The sequence below is a fragment of the Natrononativus amylolyticus genome (assembly GCF_024362525.1).
GTDB classification, from domain to species: Archaea; Halobacteriota; Halobacteria; order Halobacteriales; family Natrialbaceae; genus Natrononativus; species Natrononativus amylolyticus.
Window position 1 is genome coordinate 708,964 of the sequence record NZ_CP101459.1, and the last position, 21,144, is coordinate 730,107.

The 21,144-nt window shown below is 59.2% G+C and carries 14 protein-coding genes; 7 read left to right on the forward strand and 7 right to left on the reverse strand.

Features of this window, described 5'->3' with window-relative positions; genetic code table 11:
• The first annotated feature begins 175 nt into the window (after nt 1–175).
• Nucleotides 176–1,519 carry an MFS transporter gene (locus NMQ11_RS18690; RefSeq protein ID WP_255171198.1) on the forward strand — a complete coding sequence of 448 codons (1,344 nt, stop codon included), beginning with the start codon at nt 176–178 and terminating at the stop codon, nt 1,517–1,519.
• A gap of 351 nt (nt 1,520–1,870) precedes the next feature.
• On the opposite strand, the gene NMQ11_RS18695 is transcribed toward NMQ11_RS18690, so the two are convergent.
• On the reverse strand, nt 1,871–2,512 hold the full coding sequence (locus tag NMQ11_RS18695) for a dihydrofolate reductase family protein (RefSeq protein ID WP_255171589.1): 642 nt from the start codon (nt 2,510–2,512) through the stop codon (nt 1,871–1,873).
• Between the two features lie 302 nt (nt 2,513–2,814).
• Between NMQ11_RS18695 and NMQ11_RS18700 the strand changes: the two genes are divergently transcribed.
• Nucleotides 2,815–3,345, forward strand: a complete 531-nt coding sequence (locus NMQ11_RS18700) for a helix-turn-helix domain-containing protein (RefSeq protein WP_345781475.1) — start codon at nt 2,815–2,817, stop codon at nt 3,343–3,345.
• 110 nt (nt 3,346–3,455) lie between these two features.
• On the opposite strand, the gene NMQ11_RS18705 is transcribed toward NMQ11_RS18700, so the two are convergent.
• Nucleotides 3,456–3,911, reverse strand: a complete 456-nt coding sequence (locus NMQ11_RS18705) for a helix-turn-helix domain-containing protein (RefSeq protein ID WP_255171200.1) — start codon at nt 3,909–3,911, stop codon at nt 3,456–3,458.
• A 128-nt stretch (nt 3,912–4,039) separates the two neighbouring features.
• On the opposite strand from NMQ11_RS18705, the gene NMQ11_RS18710 reads away from it, so the two are divergent.
• Nucleotides 4,040–4,597 carry a hypothetical protein gene (locus tag NMQ11_RS18710; protein ID WP_255171201.1) on the forward strand — a complete coding sequence of 186 codons (558 nt, stop codon included), beginning with the start codon at nt 4,040–4,042 and terminating at the stop codon, nt 4,595–4,597.
• Between the two features lie 238 nt (nt 4,598–4,835).
• Here NMQ11_RS18710 and NMQ11_RS18715 read toward each other — a convergent pair whose 3' ends face one another.
• The 5 genes from NMQ11_RS18715 to NMQ11_RS18735 form a co-directional block, all read right to left on the reverse strand.
• On the reverse strand, nt 4,836–6,941 hold the full coding sequence (locus tag NMQ11_RS18715) for a type B DNA-directed DNA polymerase (protein WP_255171202.1): 2,106 nt from the start codon (nt 6,939–6,941) through the stop codon (nt 4,836–4,838).
• An 11-nt stretch (nt 6,942–6,952) separates the two neighbouring features.
• Nucleotides 6,953–7,234 carry a DUF8156 family protein gene (locus tag NMQ11_RS18720; protein ID WP_255171203.1) on the reverse strand — a complete coding sequence of 94 codons (282 nt, stop codon included), beginning with the start codon at nt 7,232–7,234 and terminating at the stop codon, nt 6,953–6,955.
• A complete protein-coding gene (locus NMQ11_RS18725; RefSeq protein WP_255171204.1) occupies nt 7,221–7,925 on the reverse strand; it encodes a P-loop NTPase family protein in 705 nt (234 codons plus the stop codon). The genes NMQ11_RS18720 and NMQ11_RS18725 overlap by 14 nt, the downstream gene beginning before the upstream one ends.
• Nucleotides 7,926–8,035: 110 nt before the next feature.
• Nucleotides 8,036–9,064, reverse strand: coding sequence for a Cdc6/Cdc18 family protein (locus tag NMQ11_RS18730; RefSeq protein ID WP_255171205.1), 1,029 nt, complete (start codon nt 9,062–9,064; stop codon nt 8,036–8,038).
• Nucleotides 9,065–9,232: 168 nt separating this feature from the next.
• On the reverse strand, nt 9,233–15,340 hold the full coding sequence (locus tag NMQ11_RS18735; RefSeq protein ID WP_255171206.1) for a PKD domain-containing protein: 6,108 nt from the start codon (nt 15,338–15,340) through the stop codon (nt 9,233–9,235).
• A gap of 565 nt (nt 15,341–15,905) precedes the next feature.
• On the opposite strand from NMQ11_RS18735, the gene NMQ11_RS18740 reads away from it, so the two are divergent.
• The 4 genes from NMQ11_RS18740 (at nt 15,906) to NMQ11_RS18755 (ending at nt 20,953) form a co-directional block, all read left to right on the forward strand.
• On the forward strand, nt 15,906–17,285 hold the full coding sequence (locus NMQ11_RS18740; RefSeq protein ID WP_255171207.1) for an ATP-binding protein: 1,380 nt from the start codon (nt 15,906–15,908) through the stop codon (nt 17,283–17,285).
• Nucleotides 17,286–17,694: 409 nt separating this feature from the next.
• A complete protein-coding gene (locus tag NMQ11_RS18745) occupies nt 17,695–18,813 on the forward strand; it encodes a hypothetical protein (RefSeq protein WP_255171208.1) in 1,119 nt (372 codons plus the stop codon).
• Nucleotides 18,814–19,089: 276 nt separating this feature from the next.
• Entirely contained in the window at nt 19,090–20,568 is a 1,479-nt protein-coding gene (locus NMQ11_RS18750) for a Gfo/Idh/MocA family protein (RefSeq protein WP_255171209.1), read from the forward strand.
• Between the two features lie 163 nt (nt 20,569–20,731).
• Nucleotides 20,732–20,953 carry a hypothetical protein gene (locus NMQ11_RS18755; protein WP_255171210.1) on the forward strand — a complete coding sequence of 74 codons (222 nt, stop codon included), beginning with the start codon at nt 20,732–20,734 and terminating at the stop codon, nt 20,951–20,953.
• The last annotated feature ends 191 nt before the right edge of the window (nt 20,954–21,144 follow it).

The following is a 21,144-nucleotide window of genomic DNA, read 5'->3' on the forward strand; positions in this document are numbered from 1 at the left end:
TTGGCACAGTAATGCGAGGGCGACGATCGGCTCGCACGTACGGATGATGACGCACTTCGTGTGCTCGAAATCGGCAGTGATGCCAAATAAAATATAGAACAAAGATTCTGTTCACCGCGTAACAGAAACATCATTCAAATTATATTTATGGCGATCTCGTCCCATTTATCAGGATATGAGAGGAGTCCTTCGGAATCGAACGTTTCGTCGATTGTTTGCAGGTCGTGTGATCACCAATATTGGTGATAGTTTCTACTTTGTCGCCGCGATGTGGCTCGTCTACAGTCTGACCAACGATCCCGTCTATACGGGAATAGCCGGGTTTGTGACAATGGCCCCGCAGGCGTTTCAATTTCTCGCAGGACCACTGGTCGATCGGTGGTCGATTCGACGAACACTTGTCAGCACGCAACTCATCCAAGCGGTTGTCGTCTCGTCGATTCCAATCGCCTATGTTTTCGGGTTCCTTACTGTCGAATTGATACTTGTCGTGATGCCTGTCCTTTCTGCACTCAACCAGCTGGTATATCCAGCTCAAATTGCCGCACTCCCGCGCATCCTTGACGATGAGGAGTTGGTCGCAGCTAATTCGTTGTTCTCGGTGGCTTACCAGGGGTTCGAAATGGTGGCGAATGGGATAGGCGGTGTGCTTATCGGCCTGTTCGGCGCAGTCGCCCTGTTCGCACTTGACGTCATCACGTTTGGGATCGCCGCGATCGTGTTTGCGACAGTTTCGATCCCGTCTGCGAATATGTTGACAAATGACGACCAACCAGAGGATACCTCGACACTGGCTAACGACGAAGGGCAAGTCGAGAACGGCGGTGACTCCCTTGTCACGGACGGTGACGGCACCCACACAGAAACCGAAGATTCCGGGTCCTATTTGATACGTATGCGCGAAGGAGTATCCGTTCTTCGTGGGACGTTCCTTGTACCACTACTTGCCGGGGCAGTAGTTGCCAACTTTTCTGTCGGGATGATGCTAGCAGCGACTCCTGCGTACGCCGACTCTCTCGCCGTTCCGATAGTGTTGAGTCAGATCGGTGCAGCTGGAACCTACGGGATTCTCATGGGGTCAATTGCAGCAGGAAGCTTCGTTGGGGCGATAGCCACGAACCTCGTTGCTAATCGTCCATTGGGCCGGAGCGCTATCGTCGGATATACCCTCGCAGGGGTACTCTGGAGTGGTGCTCTCCTCGCTGACTGGCTCCCTTTGACTGCTCTGCTCTTTGCGCTTGCGAACATCCCCATCGGAATCCTTTCCGTTCAAGTAGCTGCCGCCGTTCAATCTGCACCGCCAGCAGAGATGGTTGGACGGGTGAGTAGCATTCATGGTTCTGCGTCAGCATCCATGGTTCCCATCGGTTCGCTAACCGGGGGCGTCTTCGCTGGCTGGTTCAGCCCACAAGCTGCGATGGCTGCACTCGGTTTCGCAGCATTTTCACTGGCCCTGTATGTCTTAATGAATCCAGAGCTTCGTGAGTTGCCGTCTCCCGGCCGCGTGACAATCGACTAATTGGCGGACGCGTTTAACAGCGGATTCAGTATCATTCGAAGTGAGAATAAACCCAGGTGAGGAATTCTATGTCTGCTTGGGATGATATATGGTAATTGATATCTAACTCTTGATGTTTCTGGCGAGGATCAAGATACAGCAATCGAGTTCTACGTGAACGGGTTGGGATTCACCCTCCAGCGAGACGATGATTACGGCGGCGAATGGCGCTGTATCGAGATTTCGCCCCCGGATCAGAGACGAACGTCTCGGTGAAGACGCCCAAGATGTTCTACGAAAACGAACGGGAGCATCAACTGGCGATAATCGGTGAAGGGCCCACCTTGTCTATCCCCGCGAACGTACCGCACCTCACTCCGCCTCCTCATCCAACGTAAACGAGCCGTGATCGATCTCCCCTGCTCGCTCGTATCGGAGCATCTGGACTCCCGTACTCGAGGTGTCGACATCCGTTAGCTCCAGGGCCGCGGGGACCGTCCCGTCATCGAACAGCCGCTTTCCCTCCCCTAGGGTCAGGGGGAAGATCCAGAGCCAGAACTCGTCGATGAGGTCGGCTGCGAGCAGCGTCTGGATCAGATCTTGGCTCCCCTGCACCATGATCACGTCCCCACGTTCGTTCTTGAGATCCTTGACGGCCTCTACGACATCACCCGAGAGCAGCGTCGAGTTGTTCCACTCGACCCTGTCGAGGGTCCTCGAGGCGACGTACTTGGACATGCTGTTCAGTTTCGCTGCGGTGGGATCGTCAGCCCCGTCGACGTTGGGCCAGTATGCAGCGAAGATTTCGTACGTCCTTCGGCCAAGCAACAACGCGTCGGCGTCGGCGAACTGACTGTCCATGACCTCGCCCATCTGCTCGTCCCAGTAGTTGACCGACCACCCACCCAGTTCGAAGCCGCCGTCCCGGTCCTCATCGGGTCCCCCCGGTGCCTGCATCACGCCGTCAAGCGTGAGGAACGTTCCGACGACGAGCGTTCCGGTCGTCTCGTCCATGTCGCCGGTTTCGATCTCGGTATCTGGTCTTCGGTCTTCTTTTGGCATCAAGCTAATACTGGTCCAGCATCTGCTTACCAATTACACCACCATGCTAGTGTCAAACTCACACAGTAGATATCTGGATACCGGAAACCGACGGCAGCCCAACAGCCGAATCTCTCCACCGTGAGCACTGATAGGCCGTGATTCACGCACAATTTCGGATTCAGCTACCGGAGGAATCGTGGGTGGCAGCGGTCTCGAAGCGATTTCCCGATGCCACCTTCAAGCTCCTGTCGGGATACCGAACGGGTGAACGCGTGATCGAACTCGGAGAAATCGTCACGGAGACGCCGGACGAGATCGTCGAAGCACTCCGGGCTCACCCTTCGATTATTCGGTTCGAACTGCTAGAGTCGGCCGACAGACGCGTGCTCACCAAGTACGAGATGACCGACACTGAGCTCTATGACTTCGTCGAGGCGTCATCTTCGATCGTCGAGTTCCCGGTAGTCGCTCAGGATGGCTGGTTCGAATTCGAGCTGACCGGAACCCGCGAGGACCTCGAGCGACTGCGGGCAACGCTCGATGCGGAGGGGGCGGCGTACGAACTCCAGTCGCTCGTCGGTACCACGGACGCGGATGTACTGCTGACCGACCGCCAGCGTGAGTTGCTAGAAATCGCCGTACGAAGCGGATACTTCGAAGTGCCACGGAAGTGTACCCTCGCGGAACTCGCCGCGACGGTCGGTATCGATAAGGCAACAGCGAGCACGGTCCTCCGTCGCGGCGAAGCGAAGATCGTGAAATGGTTTCTGAGCGGCCCGGGAATGAAAGGGAACGTACCCTGAGTTCATCCCACGACTGAAGTCGTGGGATTCCCCCTCGAATATTTGTAATACTTTCAGAAATCTTGTCGCTGACGGTGATTGACTCGAGTGATGACGGGTTTTTCTGCCATTTAATCCGCAGTAAGTTCCTCGCTACGGTCGTCATCCGACGTGTCAGGATCAGGCACCGGACGTGGCATCCGTTCGAGTTCACGCATCTCGGCATCCTTGGTGAGGCGATCGTACTGTCGTTTCCAGGCGTCCTCCGGAAAGAGCCCGTTCGCATCGAAGAGCTCTCGAGCCTGCCGGGTGAGGCGATAGAACTTGTAAGGGTAGCCTCGAGTGCGTTCCCCAGCCGGAATCGTGAGTTCCTCGACGACACCGACGTCCCTCAGGACCGAGAGGTGGCCCCTGATCGTATCCTTCTCGAGGCTGGGGTTGGTCTTCGAGAGTTCGTCGACGCTTGGCGCCCCCTTCGGGTGGCCGACGATATCGGCGAGGATGTTGGCCCGGCTCGTACTGGTGACCGCCTGCAGGACGTGCCACGTATCAGGCTCGTCGTCTGCAGCGTGTCCCGGTGGCTTCATACGATCGTATACTCCGTCCACACGCATAAATATACGGATTTTTGAGGCCAGTAGTTAGACGTATGGTTACAACAGTGGTAACACCACTAATCAGTATATTGAAGACACAGCCACTGCTAGGTGATCGCATGGCTGAAGAGAGTGGCGTCGATGCGGATGTGATCGATGTCGATGGGTTGGCGTTCTCCTTCGAGGAGCACGAACGCCTGAAGACGTTGCTCCACAGCGACCGATTTCGAGAACTCGCCTTCAGTGAGCGGCGGTATCTCGTGTTAGGGGCTGGTGGCGACACTGACGTCGCCGATCGCCGGATGGCAGTCTATAAGCTTCTGGCCCGACGTCGAGACGCCGTTTCGTTCCGTCTCGAGGATTTCGGTTTGACACCCGACGAACTCGCGCTGTGGGCTGCCGCGTACGAAAACCTGTGTGCGAAGGCGACACACATCGTCCTCGTGATCGAGGATTACGAAGGTGGCTATGTGTGGGAACTCGGCTATCTCTTCCACGAGGATATTCGGGAGAAGGTGTGGGTGCTCAAACGGGAGTACGGAAGTGTGGAAGCCAATAGAGCGCGATACGATAACGGGATGGCTGCATCTCACCTGCAGTTGGTCGAGAACGCCGATAGAACGTTTCGGTGGACGGATCGCGATGAACTCGAGACACAGACAGAGAAGATTCCCTGAGTCACCCGGAGTGGCCGCCTGGGCGGTGGCTCAGAGTGATGACTTCGGAGTGTTTGAAACGAGCGTTTGAAACAATCGTTTGTAACAACCACTGGCGTAGATTCCAACGAGGACGAACCCAGTATTTGACTGCTCGACTCGGCTAAATCTCAGGGAACGATCATCGAACAAGGTCCGTATGGGAGCCGCTTTCGCTCGTTGACGCTGGTTGATTGTAAAGGAAATACAACAACTCGATTTACGTAGTATATGTTGGCAGTGATCCATTGACTCGTTCTGAGAGGTATCGTTCGATCTCGGCCCGCCGCCACCCAAGTGGCGCACACACCGCTTCTACGGCATCAATCGCGAGGTCTGCATAGAGCTCACTGTCGTACTGGTCGGGTTCCTCACACGCAAGTCGAACCCGCTCGCGTGAGCGTTTGCAGTCGTCAACGACGACATAGGAAACATCCTGACCCGGCTGAATATCCAGATCCAAGTCTGTGCCGCGTTCGAGGGCAGCGACCGTCCGCGTGTACTGTCGATATGCGTCGAGCGGTTTGGATGGCCGCTTCGTGATCACGAGTTCGGCGGGGTCGATCTCTCCAGTCCGGAGTGTTTGAAGTGCGCCTTGGAGGTGTGCACAGACGGCCTCGGGGGAGCGATGGTCATCGAGAAGTCGGATGCACTCTCGCTGGAGCGTCGTGATCCACTCGGGGGTGTGTCGTTGACGGCTCTCGATGCCGCGGAACTTGTACTCGCCGTCACAGCGCTTTCCGAAGTACTTCGTGAGCGCCCCTTCGTCGCTCTCTGCCAGGGGGACAAATGCGACCCACTCGAACGCTGCTTCGTACTCGAGCCGAATGCCTACTTCCTCGGAGGTCGCCTCTGCAAGACTCGTCAGGGGAACCTGCGTTTCACCATCGATCGGTGTCACCCAGACGCTGTCGACGATACCGTGAAGCAGCCGCCACCCGTTCTGTTCGAGAATCTCCTTGGCCTCGAGGAGGATTTCGCGAGCGTAGGCGTTGATCGCTTCGTGGCACTCGATCCGGCCGAACTTGGCGTTGCTAAACCCTTGATAACCGAAACAGGAGACGAGGATCCACTTGATCGCACTCGACCGTCGGCGCAATGCCGTTCGCCGTTCGTCGTCGTCGGTCCGCTCGAGTTCGGCTTTGATTGCATCCCGGTCGTCGATCAACGGCTGTAGAACATCCGGGAGGTACCCGGGCTCATCACAGACCGCGTATCCGAGGCCGGGAACATCTGCCCGATCGCTGTGACACTCACAGCGGATCGTCTCCGGGCTGATGTTGTGCTGGCAGATGATGTTGGGATACAGACTCGAGAAATCGAGTTCGTGAACGTTCTCATGAAGGCCGACGTCTGGAGCGAACGTATACCCCCCGCGATCGGCGTTGTGAAGGGTACGCATCGGCTTGAAGAACTCATGGCGCCACGAGTTCCACGGGACTAACACGCCACGATCGCGCGCCTCGCGGATCTGGATCGCGGTGAGGACGTTCCCAATCGATGCCCACCCGAGTTCCTGAAGCGGCTTCCACGACCGGCCGACGAGATCCAGACAGCCAGTTAGCCCCGACTGTGTATAGAAGAACGTGTTCGACCGATCGACGATGACGCGCCCGGGTACGTTGTAGCGTGCCGGTGAGTGACCGACGTCGCCGTAGCTTTCGTACGTCGACGCCCCGGCAAGACGCTGGACACCAGGGAGGCGGCCGAGTTGCAACTCGACATCGTATTCGGCGGCACTCTCGGTGAGGACGGGAACGAGACGGCTCGACGAGAGAACAAGCACGTCCGGATCAACACGTTCGAGGCGAGCCTGTAGGGTTTCCAAGACGGTGGTTGGTGAGCCACTGATGTAGTCGTCGTCGATCGTGAGTTCGGTGAGTGGTGGGGTTGCCAGTTCCGGTGGCGCTGCAGCGAGTTCGAGCGTCGACAGCGCCGTTCCCGGCGTCGGATCGGTACCGGTCTCGAGACAATAGCGAAACTCCCGGGAGAAATCGACGTTGAAACACCGGTAGGTTCCCGGGCGGTCACGCTGGCGGACGAACCGGGCGACCTGTTGGACGTCGTCGATTCCGCGAACGTCGATCCGGAGAACCGGTTCGTGATCGTGGCGAAATCCTGGCCGCCAGCGTTCGGTTGCCGTGGCGACGACGGCAGGGTGGCGCTGGAGGTCGACCTCGAGTGTTTCGAGTGAGCCATTGCTGGTCGATGCAGCGGCCGCATACAGTGTCGGTCGGTAGTCGGTGATCCGTTCGTACGCTGCGCCGTCTGCGGTTACGGTCCACAGGTAGACGCCATCATCGAGATAGTCGATCGTGAACACCACGGCAACTCACCTCAGCTCTCACTACTGGCCGTCTCTGCCTCGGTTTCGAGCGCCTCGAGTCGTCTCTCGAGTGTTTCGAGGCGGGCTTCCTGTTCGAGGGCGATCGAGACGAGGATCGCATACGTCGGCTCGGGGTGGTTCAGATACCCGCTCGCGTCCGCGTGCTTCCGTGCGTGCTCGAACAACTGGTCGAAGTGGGGTTGATCCCGTCGACGGAGTCCGCGCCGGTAGTCGGCCCACTGGCGCTCGAGGGCGCGAAGCGTATCGCGGAACGTCGGGTTAGTGCGACCCACTGGCGAACACCTCCTGTGGTCGTGTTTGGTGCGCCGGTGTGTGGTCGTACAGGGGGCGACGCGCTTCGAGGATGCGTTGCCAGAACGCAAGCGTCGTCTGGACGTGGCCGTGGCTAGTCGGGTAGACGAGCGTTTCGAACCCGTCGGCGACGAACCGGGGGCCCTCTCGAGTGTGTTCACAGTGAATCGTTTCGCCGGCTGCTGCGGCGACCGGCTCGGAGAACGCGTCCGCTCGAGTCCGGGTGACGAGAACCGGAACGTCGTGCTCACGACTGTAGCGAGCCAGTGTCGCAAGCGTCTGGAGAAGGAGCTCCGTCCCCTCGCCCCGATAGCACTCGTCGGCGCGGTACAGCGCGTCGACGGCGGGTACGACGATCACCTCCGTGTCGTCGTCGAGGTGGGTCGCGAGCGCATCGACGATCGCGACGTGTTGATACTGCGTGAACCCACGGGCGACGTGAATCCGGTCGAGCACTCGCGGCGTCGGTGCGAGCCTTGCGAGTGGCTGTGTCGTCGCATGCCCGTGGGTGTCGACCCAGACGGCCCTTCCCCGTGTGGTCAAGACGTGGTCAACGACCAGCGTGTGGAGTGGCCCTCGTGGGTTGTCGCCCGTTTCGAGGAGAGTGATGCCCGGCTCGAGTGACGGCAACTCCGGAACGGTCGGCGTCTGTGAGGGGGTGGAAGTAGACATTCACGTGGGTAGATGGGGAGAGAAAGAATAAGCGAGCGCGTGACAGTTCCGACGTTTCCGAAAGCGATCGACACGAGCGTCGATCGTGCCGCAGTAATGCGATTTTGGCGTTAGCGTTCGGTGGTTCCGAAAGCCGCTTCCGAAACGCGGTAGACGCGACTGCGCTTTTCGCCGTCGGCTTCGATCACGTTGTAGTGTTCCATCTTCGAGAGGTAGTTTCGAACCATCCGGCGGGATTTCGGGCCGTCACACCGATGCTCGTATGCCTCATAGAGGGTTCCGGGTGCGACTTCGCCGTGTTCGTCGATGATCTCGTAGAGGAGTTGCTGATCGGCGATGAGTTGGTCGAGCGTCTTTCGGCGGAGTTCAGATCGGGCTTCCGGGATCGCGGCATCAATATCTGCACGGGAGAGTTCAGTTGCGCCATCGTAACTCGCCTGTCGGGCCGCGGTCCGAAGCACGCCGATCGCGACGCGGGCGTCACCGGCTGCGGCGTCGGCAATCAATGCAAGGTGCTCGCGGGTGATCGCGCCCTCTGCGAGGCCGCGTTGGACCCGGCTCTCGAGGATCGAGACGAGTTCGTCGTCGCTGTACCGGTCGAACTTGACGCACTCGCTGCCCCGCAGCCGACTGTAGAGACGGTCGTCGAGACCGGAGAAGAGATCCTGTTCGTCGTTCGCGATGAGGATCATCGTTACGTGAGGTAACGCGTACAGATCGTAGAGAACGTCTTTGTCCTCGAGCTGGTCGACTTCGTCGAGGATCACGACGTACGGATGAGTGTCGGCCTGTCGGAGACGGTCGTAGAGTTCGTCTTTGGGTGTCGATTGGCGGTGAACGTCGAGCGTCCGGTTGAGCTCTTCGAGTAGTCGGTAGAGCACACGATAGCCGTTGTAGTTGTGCCAGCAGTTGACGTAAGCGGTTTCGATATCGAATGTCGTCTCGCGGAGTTGCTCGAGGGCGTACTGAGCACAGCAGGTCTTGCCGACGCCGGTCGGACCGAACAGGCAGGCGGTTTCGGCGGGGTTACCCTCGAGGACCGGCTGGACGATCCCCGACAGTCGGTTGAGTTCGGCGTTCCGATGGACGATCTCGTCGGGAAGGAACGTATCCTGAAACACGCGGGCGTCGGCAATCACACTGGACTGACGTTCCTCGAGCAGCGACATAAACGGTACCGGGTCGTTTCCGAAACTTCCGAAAGTGCCTGTACTGATCGGTTCGCCTACTGTGAGACAGTTGAATCGCCAGCGGAGGAAAAATCCACGGTGAACGACCGCAACCGTGTCGATCTAGATCGGCGACCGTTACCGGCGGCGACGAAGGACGAGCATGGAGACGAACAGGGCAATCAGCGCCGGGAGAACCGCGAATCCTGGAACCGCGTCGGATCCGCTCTCGTCGTCGCTGGGTTCGTCGTCATCCGCTTCGGTGACTGTGTCACTGTCGTCTCCCGTCACGTCATCCGCTTCGTCGTCTGTCTCGGCTGGTGTACCGTCATCTGTCTCCGTCTCGTCATCAGCGTCCGTCGCGTCGTCAGCCGGGCAGTCGTCTGCGTCGTCGTCAGTCGGGCAGTCGTCCGTCGACTCCTCGAGCGGGGTGACAACGAGCGTCGTCGTTGCGGTATCGTCCGGGGTGGTCACGACCAGGTCGACGTCGCCGGGTGTGTCCGGCGCGGTGAGACTGAACGTGACGCCGTCGCTCTCGCCACTCTCCAGGGTGACGTGCTGGTCGTCGACTGCTTCGTCGTTCATAACCAGCGTGACGTCTGCCGTTTCCACGTCGTCACCGCTGTTGGTGAGCGAAACGGTCACCGTGACCTGTTCACCAACCTCGACGTCAGTTGGCGCGTCGATGGCCGTCACGTCGACGTGGGCGGGCGACGTCTCGTCCGGCGTGTCATCGTCGTCCGCCGGTGGCGGCGTGGTGTCACCTGAGTCGTCATCGCCCTCTTCTTTCTCGTCAGTGTCGTCTGCTTCGAGGACCGAGACCGTGACCTCGTCGATCGAGTCTGCACTCGCGACGCCGAGCATCGTGACGCCCTCGTCGACATCTGCAGGGAGTGTCGTGGTGAAGCCGACGGTGGTCTGGTCTCCTTCAAGCGTGAGCGACGTACTCTCGAGCACGGTGTAGGCGTCAGCATCCGAGAGATCGTCACCAAGTCGGAGTTCGAGGTCCTGGTCGGCTGCGGCGCCCTCGTTTTCGACCTGTGCCTGCACCGTGATGGACTCACCCTGTTCGGCGGCTTCCGGTGCGGTAACGTCGGAAACCACGAACAGCGGTGCCTGCTGAATCGTGACGTCGGTCGTCACGTCGCCGTCGTCGCTGCTGACTATGAGTGGCGCGTCGACGGCGACATCCTCGGCAGTCGGTTCGTAGGTGAACGTGATCTGTGTGCTTTCGTCGTGAGCAACAGACAGGTCGTGTTCATTCGCGATGACCGTACCATCGAGCGCGAGTTCGATGTCCTGAAGCCCCGTGTAATCGCCAGTGTTCGTCACGTCGACCGTGACATCCAGTTCGTCACCGACTGCAACCGATTCGGTGACGTCCTCGATCGTGAGGTGGTAGTCGGCTGTCTCGTAGGGCTCGTCGACTTCGTTCTCGTCGGTGACCTCGCCGGCGGTGTTCGCCTCGAGGCCACCCTCGCCGTAGTAGTTCGCCTCACCGTCGAACGTCGTCGGGTTGAGCTCGTTGTTGACGCTCAAGTGGTCGGCCTCCAGATTGTTCCGCGCGGCGGCGTTAGCCGTGCCGGCGTCTTCGTCGATCCGGATCGCATCGCCAGTGACGCGAACGTCGTTTTCGGTAACGATCGTCTCGTCCGCACCGCCGGTGAACACGATGCCGTCCCCACCAGCGGCCGTGCTCTGGAGGGAGAACTGCGCAGCGTCGACGGCGGTCGTGTCGATAATATTGTTCGTGATCGCGTTTCCATCTGACTCGCGGAGTTCGATCGCCGTCTCGGTGTCCGTAATCGTGTTGTGTGCGACCGTGTGGCCGTCACTGCCGTCGAGCAGCAGGCCGGTCTCGACGTCGGTGACCGTCGTTCGGAGCACCGTCGTCTCGTCTGCCGTAGTCACGATTCCGGTGCCGGTGTCGTCGCCCTCGATCGTCATCCCGGAAAGGATGACACCGGTGGCATCGATCTCGAACGCAGTGTCGTCTACCGGACGGATCGTCGTGGCGTCGGCGCCGTCGACCCCCTGGATGCGGACGTCGGGCGTCTCGACCGTGACGCTTTCGTCGTACTCGCCGGCGGCGACGGCAACGGTATCACCGGCATCGGCCGCGGCAAGACCGCTCTCGATCGTGCCGTAGTCGACGGTGAGCGTATCGACGGCGACATCGGTAGTCGTCGCGACCGAGTGCGAGCGGTCGTGTTCACCGGCACGCGGTTCGTGGGGAAGTTCATACTCGAGGGAGACCAATGTCGTCTCGCCGCCATCGAGGTCGACCGTCTCGGTCGCGACTTCTACACCGTCGAGCGAGAGGATGATCGTCTCCGCGCCCCCCAGATCACCGACGTTCGCGACCGTGGCCTCGACGTCGATCGTGTCGCCCTGGGTGGCCGTCGCGGGAACGTTGAACTCGGTGATCTCGAACGTCGCGGGTTCGGCCGACTGGATGCGGGCAGTCGTCGTGTCGTCATCGTCTTCGGTCGCCGCTGCGATTGTGACGCCGGGGACGTCACCCTCGTCGGTGTCGTACGCGAACGTGTACGGCTCCGACGCCCCGGGCTCGAGGTCGATCGTCGCGGTCTGCGTCTCCTCACCGACTTCGAGATCGAGCGTCTGTTCGGCGACACCGCTACCGACATTTTCGACGGTGACGGTCACGTCGAGCGTGTCGCCAGCGGTGACTGGCGCGGACGTCTCAGTGATCGTCACCGCGTACTCTTCGGTCGAGAACACGTCGACGGTCGCCGTATCGCTGTGGTCGGCCGTGGTAACCGTCAGTGGCGTTTCCACCGGCGTAGCGTCTGCCGGAACGTCATAGGTAAACACTACCTCCTCGCTGTCACCACCCGCGAGTTCGACCTCCTCCTCGAGCGTAGCGGTGCCCTCGCCGATCTCGAGGGTGACGGTCTGGGTCGCTGGCTCGTCACCGTCGTTTGCGACGGTAGCTACCACTGTGAGCTGGTCACCCTGACCGATCGTGTCGTCGATGTCGTCGATATCGACTACGAAGAACGCGGGCTCGGGCAGTTCCTCGACGGTTAGCGATCCCGTCTGTGCGTCGTCGTCGGTACCGACCGCGTACGTGTGCTCGCCGGGTTCGAGAGAGGCCGTGTCGATATCCGCGAACGTGACCGTGTCCTCTTCCGTTGCGTCGAGCGTAACGGGCTCGGTCGAGAGCACCTCATCGTTGACGCGGAACTCGACGTCTTGAGTGGCCGGTTCGTCACCGGTGTTCGTCACGGTCGCCGTGATGTCGGTCACCTCGCCCTGTTCGAGTGTGATGTCTTTCGGATCGAGGTCAGTAACGTCGAAGAACGCCGGCTCGACGGGTTCTGCGACGGTGATCGTCCGATCGTACGTCTCCTCGGTACCACCGGCGCTGAACGTCGCCGTGACGTCGTAGTCGCCTGCATCCGCGAACGCGTGCTCGATAACGGGGTCGGTCGTCGTCGTCTCTGTCCCATCACCAAAGTCCCAGTGGTAGGCGTCGAAGTCGATCTCCTCGTCACCCTCGAGTGCCACCGCCCCGGACGCATCGAACGTGATCAGCTCCTCGGCGACGCCGGTTTCGGACTCTGTCTCGAAGTACGGCTCGATGAGAACGTCGTCGCCGTCGACTTCTTCGAGGACGATTTCCACCGATTCGTCGTCGGTGACCTCGAGCGTTCGCTCGTAGGTACGATCGACGAAGCGGTCGTCTTCGGGCGGCTCGACTTCGAGTTCGACGGTGCCGGACAGTTCGAGTCCGGGTTCGCCGCCGGGGTCGACAACGCCATCGTCGTTTGTTAGTCCGCTCAGACCCGCGGTCGTGTCCGTTTCGTCGTTCACGTGCGTGTGATAGACGATTGCATCGGACACCGGATTGTCTGCCTCGTCGACGACCGTGACTTCGACGACGTGGCCCGCGGGGAGTTGTGTCGGCCCGAGATATGTGTTCTCGTCGCCGGGGACGGTGTCGAGTCCGTAGACGTCGACGAACCCATCGCGCATGAAGGCATCCCACTCCTCGACAGTGAGATCCCCACGATAGTACTGAAGTTCGTAGGCGTCTTCGCGCTCCGGAAGCTCGAAGTCGTATTCACCGGTCTCGTCGACGAGCGTCATCTCGACACCACCACCGTCCAGAAAGACGAGCACCGTATCGCCGGTTGCCGGTTCGCCATCCGATAGCTCGAGTGCGCCCGAGACGGAGATCGTCTCGACGTCGGCGACGGTGACGGTCGTCGTCGTGGTATCCTGTTCGCCGTCTGCGGTCTCGACCGTCAGTTCCACCTCGTGTTCGCCGGGTTCCGTGAAGGAGTGGCTAACCCAATGGTCCTCCGTCGTGACGGACTCACCGTCGCCGAAGTCCCAGTGATACTGTTCGATGAATCGTTCCGGCTCAGACTCCCACGCAGAGAACGAGACGTGTTCATTGACGACGGGATCCGATGGAGCGTCGATGGCGGCGACAGGGTCGACATCACCGACGATTATCGGACGCCTATCAGTAAATAATAGGATGTACGGCCGTTCTCCCTTCTCTTCGTAAAAGGTGACACGTGCGTCGTACGCTCCATCCGCGAGCGCAGTTCCATCGATCGTTACCGATAGTGTATCAGCACCCGCATCATTCTCCAACAGCCGTTCTTTATAGACGGTCCGGTCATCAGGATCGCGCAATTGGAGCACGACATCCCAGGATTCGTCAACGTCGTCGTCACGCGGGATCGTGAGGGTGATCTCGTCTTCGGTCCCGTGCTGGTCGACCCAACCCTCGTATCCGATCCCGGTTACGCGCTCGTCCGTTGCGCCGATGACGACATCCTCATCGGTATCAACCAGTTCGACGACGTAACTCGAGAGCGCTCCCTCGGTGAACATTTCGGTGTCTCCCTCGAGGTCGACGTCAAGCCAGCCAGTACCGTCTGTCACGGAATACGCCTGTATCTGAGGTTCGTCTCGGATCTCACCGGTGCCACCGTAGATGTCAATGGCAGCCCCATCGACTGTAAACCGGTCGCTCTCGGCGACGGGAGTCACCGTAACTGACTTGTCCGCCTCGGTGTCGACGACGCGCAGCGCAGTCGCCGCATCGCCACCGAGTTCAAAGGTTTCGTCGGAGTTGCTGGTCTCGATGATAAGACGTTGTGAGCGATAGTCGCCGGTTCCGCGGCCTCCCGCTCGCGACTCTGAATGCTGAATAAGAGTGTACCCACCAACGGCGACGGTTTCGGTAGCGGTGTTGGTGTCGGTTTCGCTATCGAGAACCGTCAGTTCGACCTCGTATGCACCAATCTCCTCGAACGAGTGAGTAACGGTTTCTCCAATGGCCGTCTCCCCGTCGCCGAAGTCCCATTTGTACTCGTCGTTATCGACTTCGGACGACCCACCATCCGTCACATCGAACGTTACGAGTTCGCCTGTGTCAGGGTGGTGCGGCTCGAACTCGAAGGACGGCCCGGTAACAACGAGACCTTTGTATTCAGATATCCAGTGGACGGGGAACTCCTGATCGGCGGTGTCAAACCGGAGATTCCACGAATATTCCCCGGCCTCGAGATCCGTTCCATCGATCGTGAATTCGAAGGCGTCCGCGTTGGCCTCGTTCTCGAGGCGCGTCACGTAGACGGGCTCGTGCTCGGCGTTTTCCAGTTCGAACGTGACGTCCCACCCGGGATCGACCCCGTCGTCACGTGGGATCGTGATCTCGAGTTCGTTGTCAGCGCTGTCGTATTCGAGCGGTGCGTCGTAGCCGACCCCCATCACCCGCTCACCGGTCGAATCGATCACTTCGTTGCTGTCGGCGTCGACGAGCGAAATTTCGTAGGGTGCGAACGTCTCCTCGCCCTCGAACAGTTCCGTGTCTCCCTCCACGGTGACCGGCAGTTCAGCCCAGCCGTCGGGGCCATCAACGCCGATAGACCGATACTCTTCCGGATCGAGCGCTCCTGAGGGACCGTACAGGAAGAACTCGACCAGGTTGGCCGACACCGCCTCGGCGTCATCGGTCGGGCTCACGGTGACCAGGTCGCCGGTGGCTGTGTTCTCGATTCGGAACTCGAGGCTGCTCTCACCCCCGATTTCGAACGTCTCGTCGTACGCACTCGTCCGAATGGCCGGAACAGAGGCGTGTAGCGTCTGACTGTGTGTCGTGGTGCCGTAATCGTGTTCAATCTCGACATTAACGTTCGTGACGTCGTCCTCCGTCGTCTCGAGGCTCTCCGCTGAACTGCTGGTCGCCAACGCGGGCGTCATCAGACTGGTGATCATAAGAATTACCATCACCACGACGAGCCCTGATTGCAATAGTGTTCGACAAGCTGTACCCCTTTCGTGCCCCTCCCCAGGGTGGTGTGAGTGATCCATGTCGTACTGCCTCCGCTATCCAATCGGCCGACCCTTTCACCTTCGGCCGGTTGTCACGTTCTCCAAAGTGTATGTGTTAAATATAAAATTAGCGTACAATCCTCATATATGACTTTTGTTGCCGACAGGTCTGTTCCCGATAGCTATGAGTCGTGCTTGCTCTGTTTTATATTGGACACCAAGCAGTATCCACCATCGGTTGAGGCTGCTCAACTCAATATCCGGTAGTTCACTCACCTACCTGCTCGTTCCTCAAACTGCCTCAATCAGGCGGTGCCAACAGAGTCGTGGTGTCGCGTCTTCGAGAGTGAACAATGCCATATCAGTCCAGTTTTGAGTTCCCCGATCTCACCGAATCGCCATATTTCTGCGGCTGACTTAGAAATTACGATTTCCAAAATCGCAATTTCCAAATTGCAAGCAACTATTAGGGAACCAACGAGTATACAGTCACATGGCAAAGTTCGTCGATCGAGAAGCAGAACTCAGCAATCTGCGGGCGCGGTACGAGTCTGAAAATGCTGAACTTATCGTAATGTACGGACGGCGTCGACTGGGAAAGAGTGAACTCGCCCGACGATCCATTCGGGACCTGGAAGACGCTATCTACTACCAAGCGATCGAGTCGACTGCGCCGAACCAACTCGAGCAGTTCGTCGACGTAGTCACCCAGCAATTTGCGGATCTAGCGAACATACGGCGTGATTGGGAAGCGTTACTCACAGCACTCGGAGAGCGTGAGGCAGTCGTCATTATCGACGAATTCCCGTTTCTCATCGAAGAGGACGACTCGCTCCCGTCTCGTATCCAGCGTGTCTGGGATATGGAACTGCAGGAATCGTCAATGACGCTCGTACTTATCGGCTCGTCGATCAGCGTCATGGAAGACAAGGTCCTCGCTGGTGGAAGCCCGCTGTATGGCCGTCGCACTGCCACTATCGATTTGAAACCGTTATCCGTGCGCAACGCGCGCGATTTTTTCCCGGCCTACGATACAGACACAGCTGTGAAGGCGTGGGCAGTGTATGGCGGAACACCGTATTACCTCCAGACAATTGACCCGGAGGAACCACTCGAAACGAATGTACAGCGGTCGATCCTATCGGAACAGGGGCTCCTCTATGCGGAACCCGAATTTTTATTGCGAACTGAACTACGGCAGCCGAACACATATTTCAGTATTCTCCGCGCACTTGCTCATGGACGACGCACCCCGAACGAGATTGCCGGAATGGCTGGTGTGGAATCAGGATCGCTCAGCACGTACCTACAGAAACTGCAGCGATTGCGACTCGTCGAGCGCCACATCCCTGTTACCGAATCACCGACAACATCAAAGCGCGGCCGGTATCGAATCGCAGATCCATTTTTCCGATTCTGGTTTCGGTTCGTCTACGGAAACCAGGATCGGTTGCAACTCCTCGGTGAGGACGCCTACACCGAGGTCGTCGCACCGGATCTCGCCGACCACGTGAGTCCGCTGTTCGAACGGTTGTGCCAACAGGCACTTCCACAACTTATCGATCGACGGTTTCTCAACGTTGGTCAGTGGTGGTTCAAAGAACACGAACTCGACGTGCTTGGACTTACGAACGAGGGATTGGTTGCAGGAGAGTGTAAATTCACGTCAACACCAGTGAGTGAGGGCGTTTTAGCTGCTCTCGAGCGAACAGTCGGCCATGTCCGCTGGGGGAATGCGCCTGAGGACTCGACGACACAGTACGTGTTATTCAGTAAGTCGGGATTTACCGACGACCTCAAACGGCGTGCTAACGAGCGTGACGACGTTTCGCTCTACGGGATCCCGGATATCATGAACGCGGCAGCTGACTGAATCTCTAAGGGTCGTTGAAGTCCCCAATTGGTGATGGGTTTTAATAGTCGTGCTGAAGACACAGCGCGAACGTGGTACAGGACAACGCCTATTCAATGTTAAAGAGCGAACGTTCAGTACAGATAGAACAGAGTTCGGAGTGGTATGCCGTCGTCTCAGTTCCGTGAGCTGCTTCTTTTCGCACCTCACACGCTCGAGTTCGCCGATGCGATTTACACGATCGCAGGGAGAAAGCCCACGAGTTTACTCGTGGGAGGCCATCACGCCCCCGACATTCCTCTCGGGTTCAAATCGATCCAGCTGACTGACCGACTGCTCTGCGGCTCTCGTTTAGCGCCTCCGATTCACGAGTACTATCGCTCTTTCACCTTACCACAAGCACTTATCAGCGGCGACGCTATCCAGACGTATGACTACGCCGACACGACGACGATTGCTTCACTACGGTGCACTCGCCGGAGGCCTCTCGCTGGCGGGCTGTCTGGCAAGCGAAACGGATGGCAACTCACCCGATGGGGACGACGACTCTACCGACGGTGACGACGAAACGGACGACGGCATTGAGGCCGTCGAGACAACCCAGTACACGACCCGAACCGACCGCCCCGACTGGGACGAGGACGCGATCGGAACCTGTGCGCTGGCCGACTCGGAAGACCGACTGGCGCACGTGACGCCGATCCACGCCGTCTCCGAGGAGCGACTCGAGGAGACCGTCGGGCCGTTCGTCCGAGAAACCGACTTCGAGAGCCAGCTCCTGTTGTTCGTCGAGTCAGGCGGGCCGAACATCTGTCACGACACCCTCGAAATCGAGGACGTGTCCCTCGAGGGCGAGGTGTTGACGGCGACGGCGACCGTCCTCGAGACCAGTGACAAGGGGGCGGAGTGTGGTCAGGCACTGTTGTACCCATCCGCACTTGCGCGTGTGACCGTCGCCGACGACGCCGAGTGGCCTGCTCGGACTGAAGTAACGATCACCGACGGATGGGACGAGACGGAGACCGTCGAGGCGGCGCTCGACATCTCCGTCGAGCCAGAAGAACTCGAGGGGTACGTTCGGCCAGATGGCGACCCCGACATCGTTCCGTCCGCACTCGAATGCGCGGACGAGGACGTCACACGCATGTCGCCGGTCGAGGACGTCACCTGGGGTGACACAGACCGATTTTCCATGCGCGTCGATCGGCTCACCGTCGATCGCGGCGAGTCGGTAGCGATCAAGATGGTCAATACTACGAATGAGTCACAGACGACCGGAAACGCACAGAAGTTCGGTCTCGAGGTCTACACCGACGCCGGGTGGCAGGACGTTCGCGTCTACGACGACGACGGGTACGGGCCAGGCTACACCGACGAAGGGTACACCCATCAGCCTCACACCGGGTTCGACTGGACGCTCGAGATGGCGACTGGCGATTTCGACACTGGCCACCCGCTGCTCGAGGTCTGTCCCGACCTCCCTGCTGGACGGTACCGGTTTGTCTACTGGCCGACGGATCTGGCGGTGGCGTTCGATTTGAGCGAGTGAAAAGACGCACCGCTATTCGCCGTCCCGGCTTCCGCCCAGCACTCGGTCTCGTCAACCACTAGCTCGAGCGAGCGTTCTTTCGGCGTTAGATTGTAGTAGGTAGCGATTTGTGCGTCTGCCGTGGCCGTCGGTTAATTCTCCCTGGTCAGTTACCCACGACTGAAGTCGTGAGCGGTCTATTCCGATAGTATCCACCACTGCGGCTTATAGTGGCGCTTTCCATTCGCCATTTCCAGAGGAAGTTTTATTTGGATGACTGTCATCAATGCTGATGATATGCATCGACGAACGTATCTCCAGGGGCTCGCAGGCGCCACGGGGTTCGTAACCGTTTCGGCGACCGGACAGGCTCGGAAGCACTCCGGAGACGGCCGCGGGCCGCCGGACGACGTACCGCCGGGTGAAACACCACCCCGGCGCGGCGATTCGGTGATAGGGCTGGCGGTCGACCCAATCGCGCCGGTGCGGATCGGAATCATCGGTCTTGGAAATCGCGGTGCCTCGCTGACCCAGCACCTCGACCGATTGGACCCTGATATGGCGGAGATTCGGGCTATTTGTGATGTGGTGGACGACCGGGTGGAATCGATGGCGGCGTCCCTCCAGGCCGATCCCGACACGTACTCCGCCGGGGTCGGTGAAGACGAGTGGGACGGACGAGACGAGTGGCGGGCGGAGGTGCCCGTCGACGATCCGGAGGACATGATCGACGACACGTGGATGGAGGTCGCAGAACGGGACGATCTCGACCTGATTTTCGTCTTCAGCGACCTCGACTCCCACGCTACGATGTGTACGTACGCCATGGAACAGGGCAAACACGTCGCAACGGAAGTCGCGGCGGCTGAGACCATCGAGCAGTGCTGGGACCTCGTCGACACTGCAGAGAGGACCCAGAAGAACTGCATGATGCTCGAGCAGGTCAACTACTTCGAAGAGGAGCTGTGGGTGCTGAATATGATCCGCGAGGGCGTGTTCGGCGACGAACTCTCCTACGCGTACGGGAGCTACATCAATCCGCAGGTTGGTAGCTACATGCACGACTACGGACCGCCCGTCAACTGGCGCGCCCGTCGTCACCTCCACCTCAAAGGCGACTTGTATCCGACCCACGGGCTCGGGCCGCTCGCCTGGTACATGGATCTGCTTCGCGGCGATCGACCCGAGTACCTGATCGCCCAGGAGAGCCCGGAAACCCGGTTCAGCCAGTACGCACAAAACGAACTGGAGCCCGACCACGAGTTCTACGGCGAGACCGACTGGGCGAACGGTGACACGACGAAGTCGCTGATAAAGACCAACCGGGATCGTTCGATCGAGATCCAGTTCGACGTGAAGACGAACCGACCGTACGGGCTGGGCAACGAGGTCGTCGGCGTCGACGCGTACTTCAACGGCTACCAGGCGGGACAGCGCTCGCATCTCGCAATCGACGACGAAGGGGCGCCCGCGCTCGTCGACGACGATACGTTCGAAGCCTACCAAGATGAGTACCGGCACCCGCTCTGGTCCGAGGAGTACGAAGACGTGAACGAACACGGCGCGGACTTCATCATGCTCTACCGGATCATCGATGCGCTGAACACCGGTCGACCGCTTGACCAGGACGTCTACGACGCGGCGACGTGGAGCGCAGTGGGTCCGCTCTCGCGCATTTCGATCGAACACGGCGGCATGCCGGTCGTCTTCCCCGACTTCACCCGCGGTCAGTGGAGCGAAAATCGACAGCTCGAAGTGATGGATCTCGAGGAGTGAGTAGAGGGGTTGCCTTCGTCCGACGGGGGCTAATTTTCCGCCTCCGTTAAAATTCTCAAAATGTGAAATATGGGTGTGAGACATACAGGTGAAGAACTGAACAGATCCTTGCTTCCGAAGTTACCCACGAAACACTTTCTGTAGCCTACTCCGTAGTTCCGGTATGTCCACAACTATCACAACGCCCAGCACGGACGAGGAGTGCACGTACTGTCGATCCCGTATCTTCGACCACGACCCGATCTGTGTCCGTGATTGTATTACCGACTGCGGCTCGCCAGCGTACTTCTGTAACTACGCCTGTCTCTCGACGTATATCGATAAGAACGACCTTACGGTAGGAAACGCGTGTGAATGGACGTCCGATGAAAGCGGTTGTTGGTAATTGAGGGACATTGCTACGTTTGCGCTCTGTATTCAGCAAGACTTCTGAAACCTATCACTGTTTATTTGATTCTCTACAAGTCGAGCAGGGCGAGTGCCTTGGGGCTTGTCCCCGAGGTACTTCACTCGAGTACGGGCTGTGACTCGAGCGCATCGCTCGCATAGCGGGAAGAAGTCGACGGAAACGACACT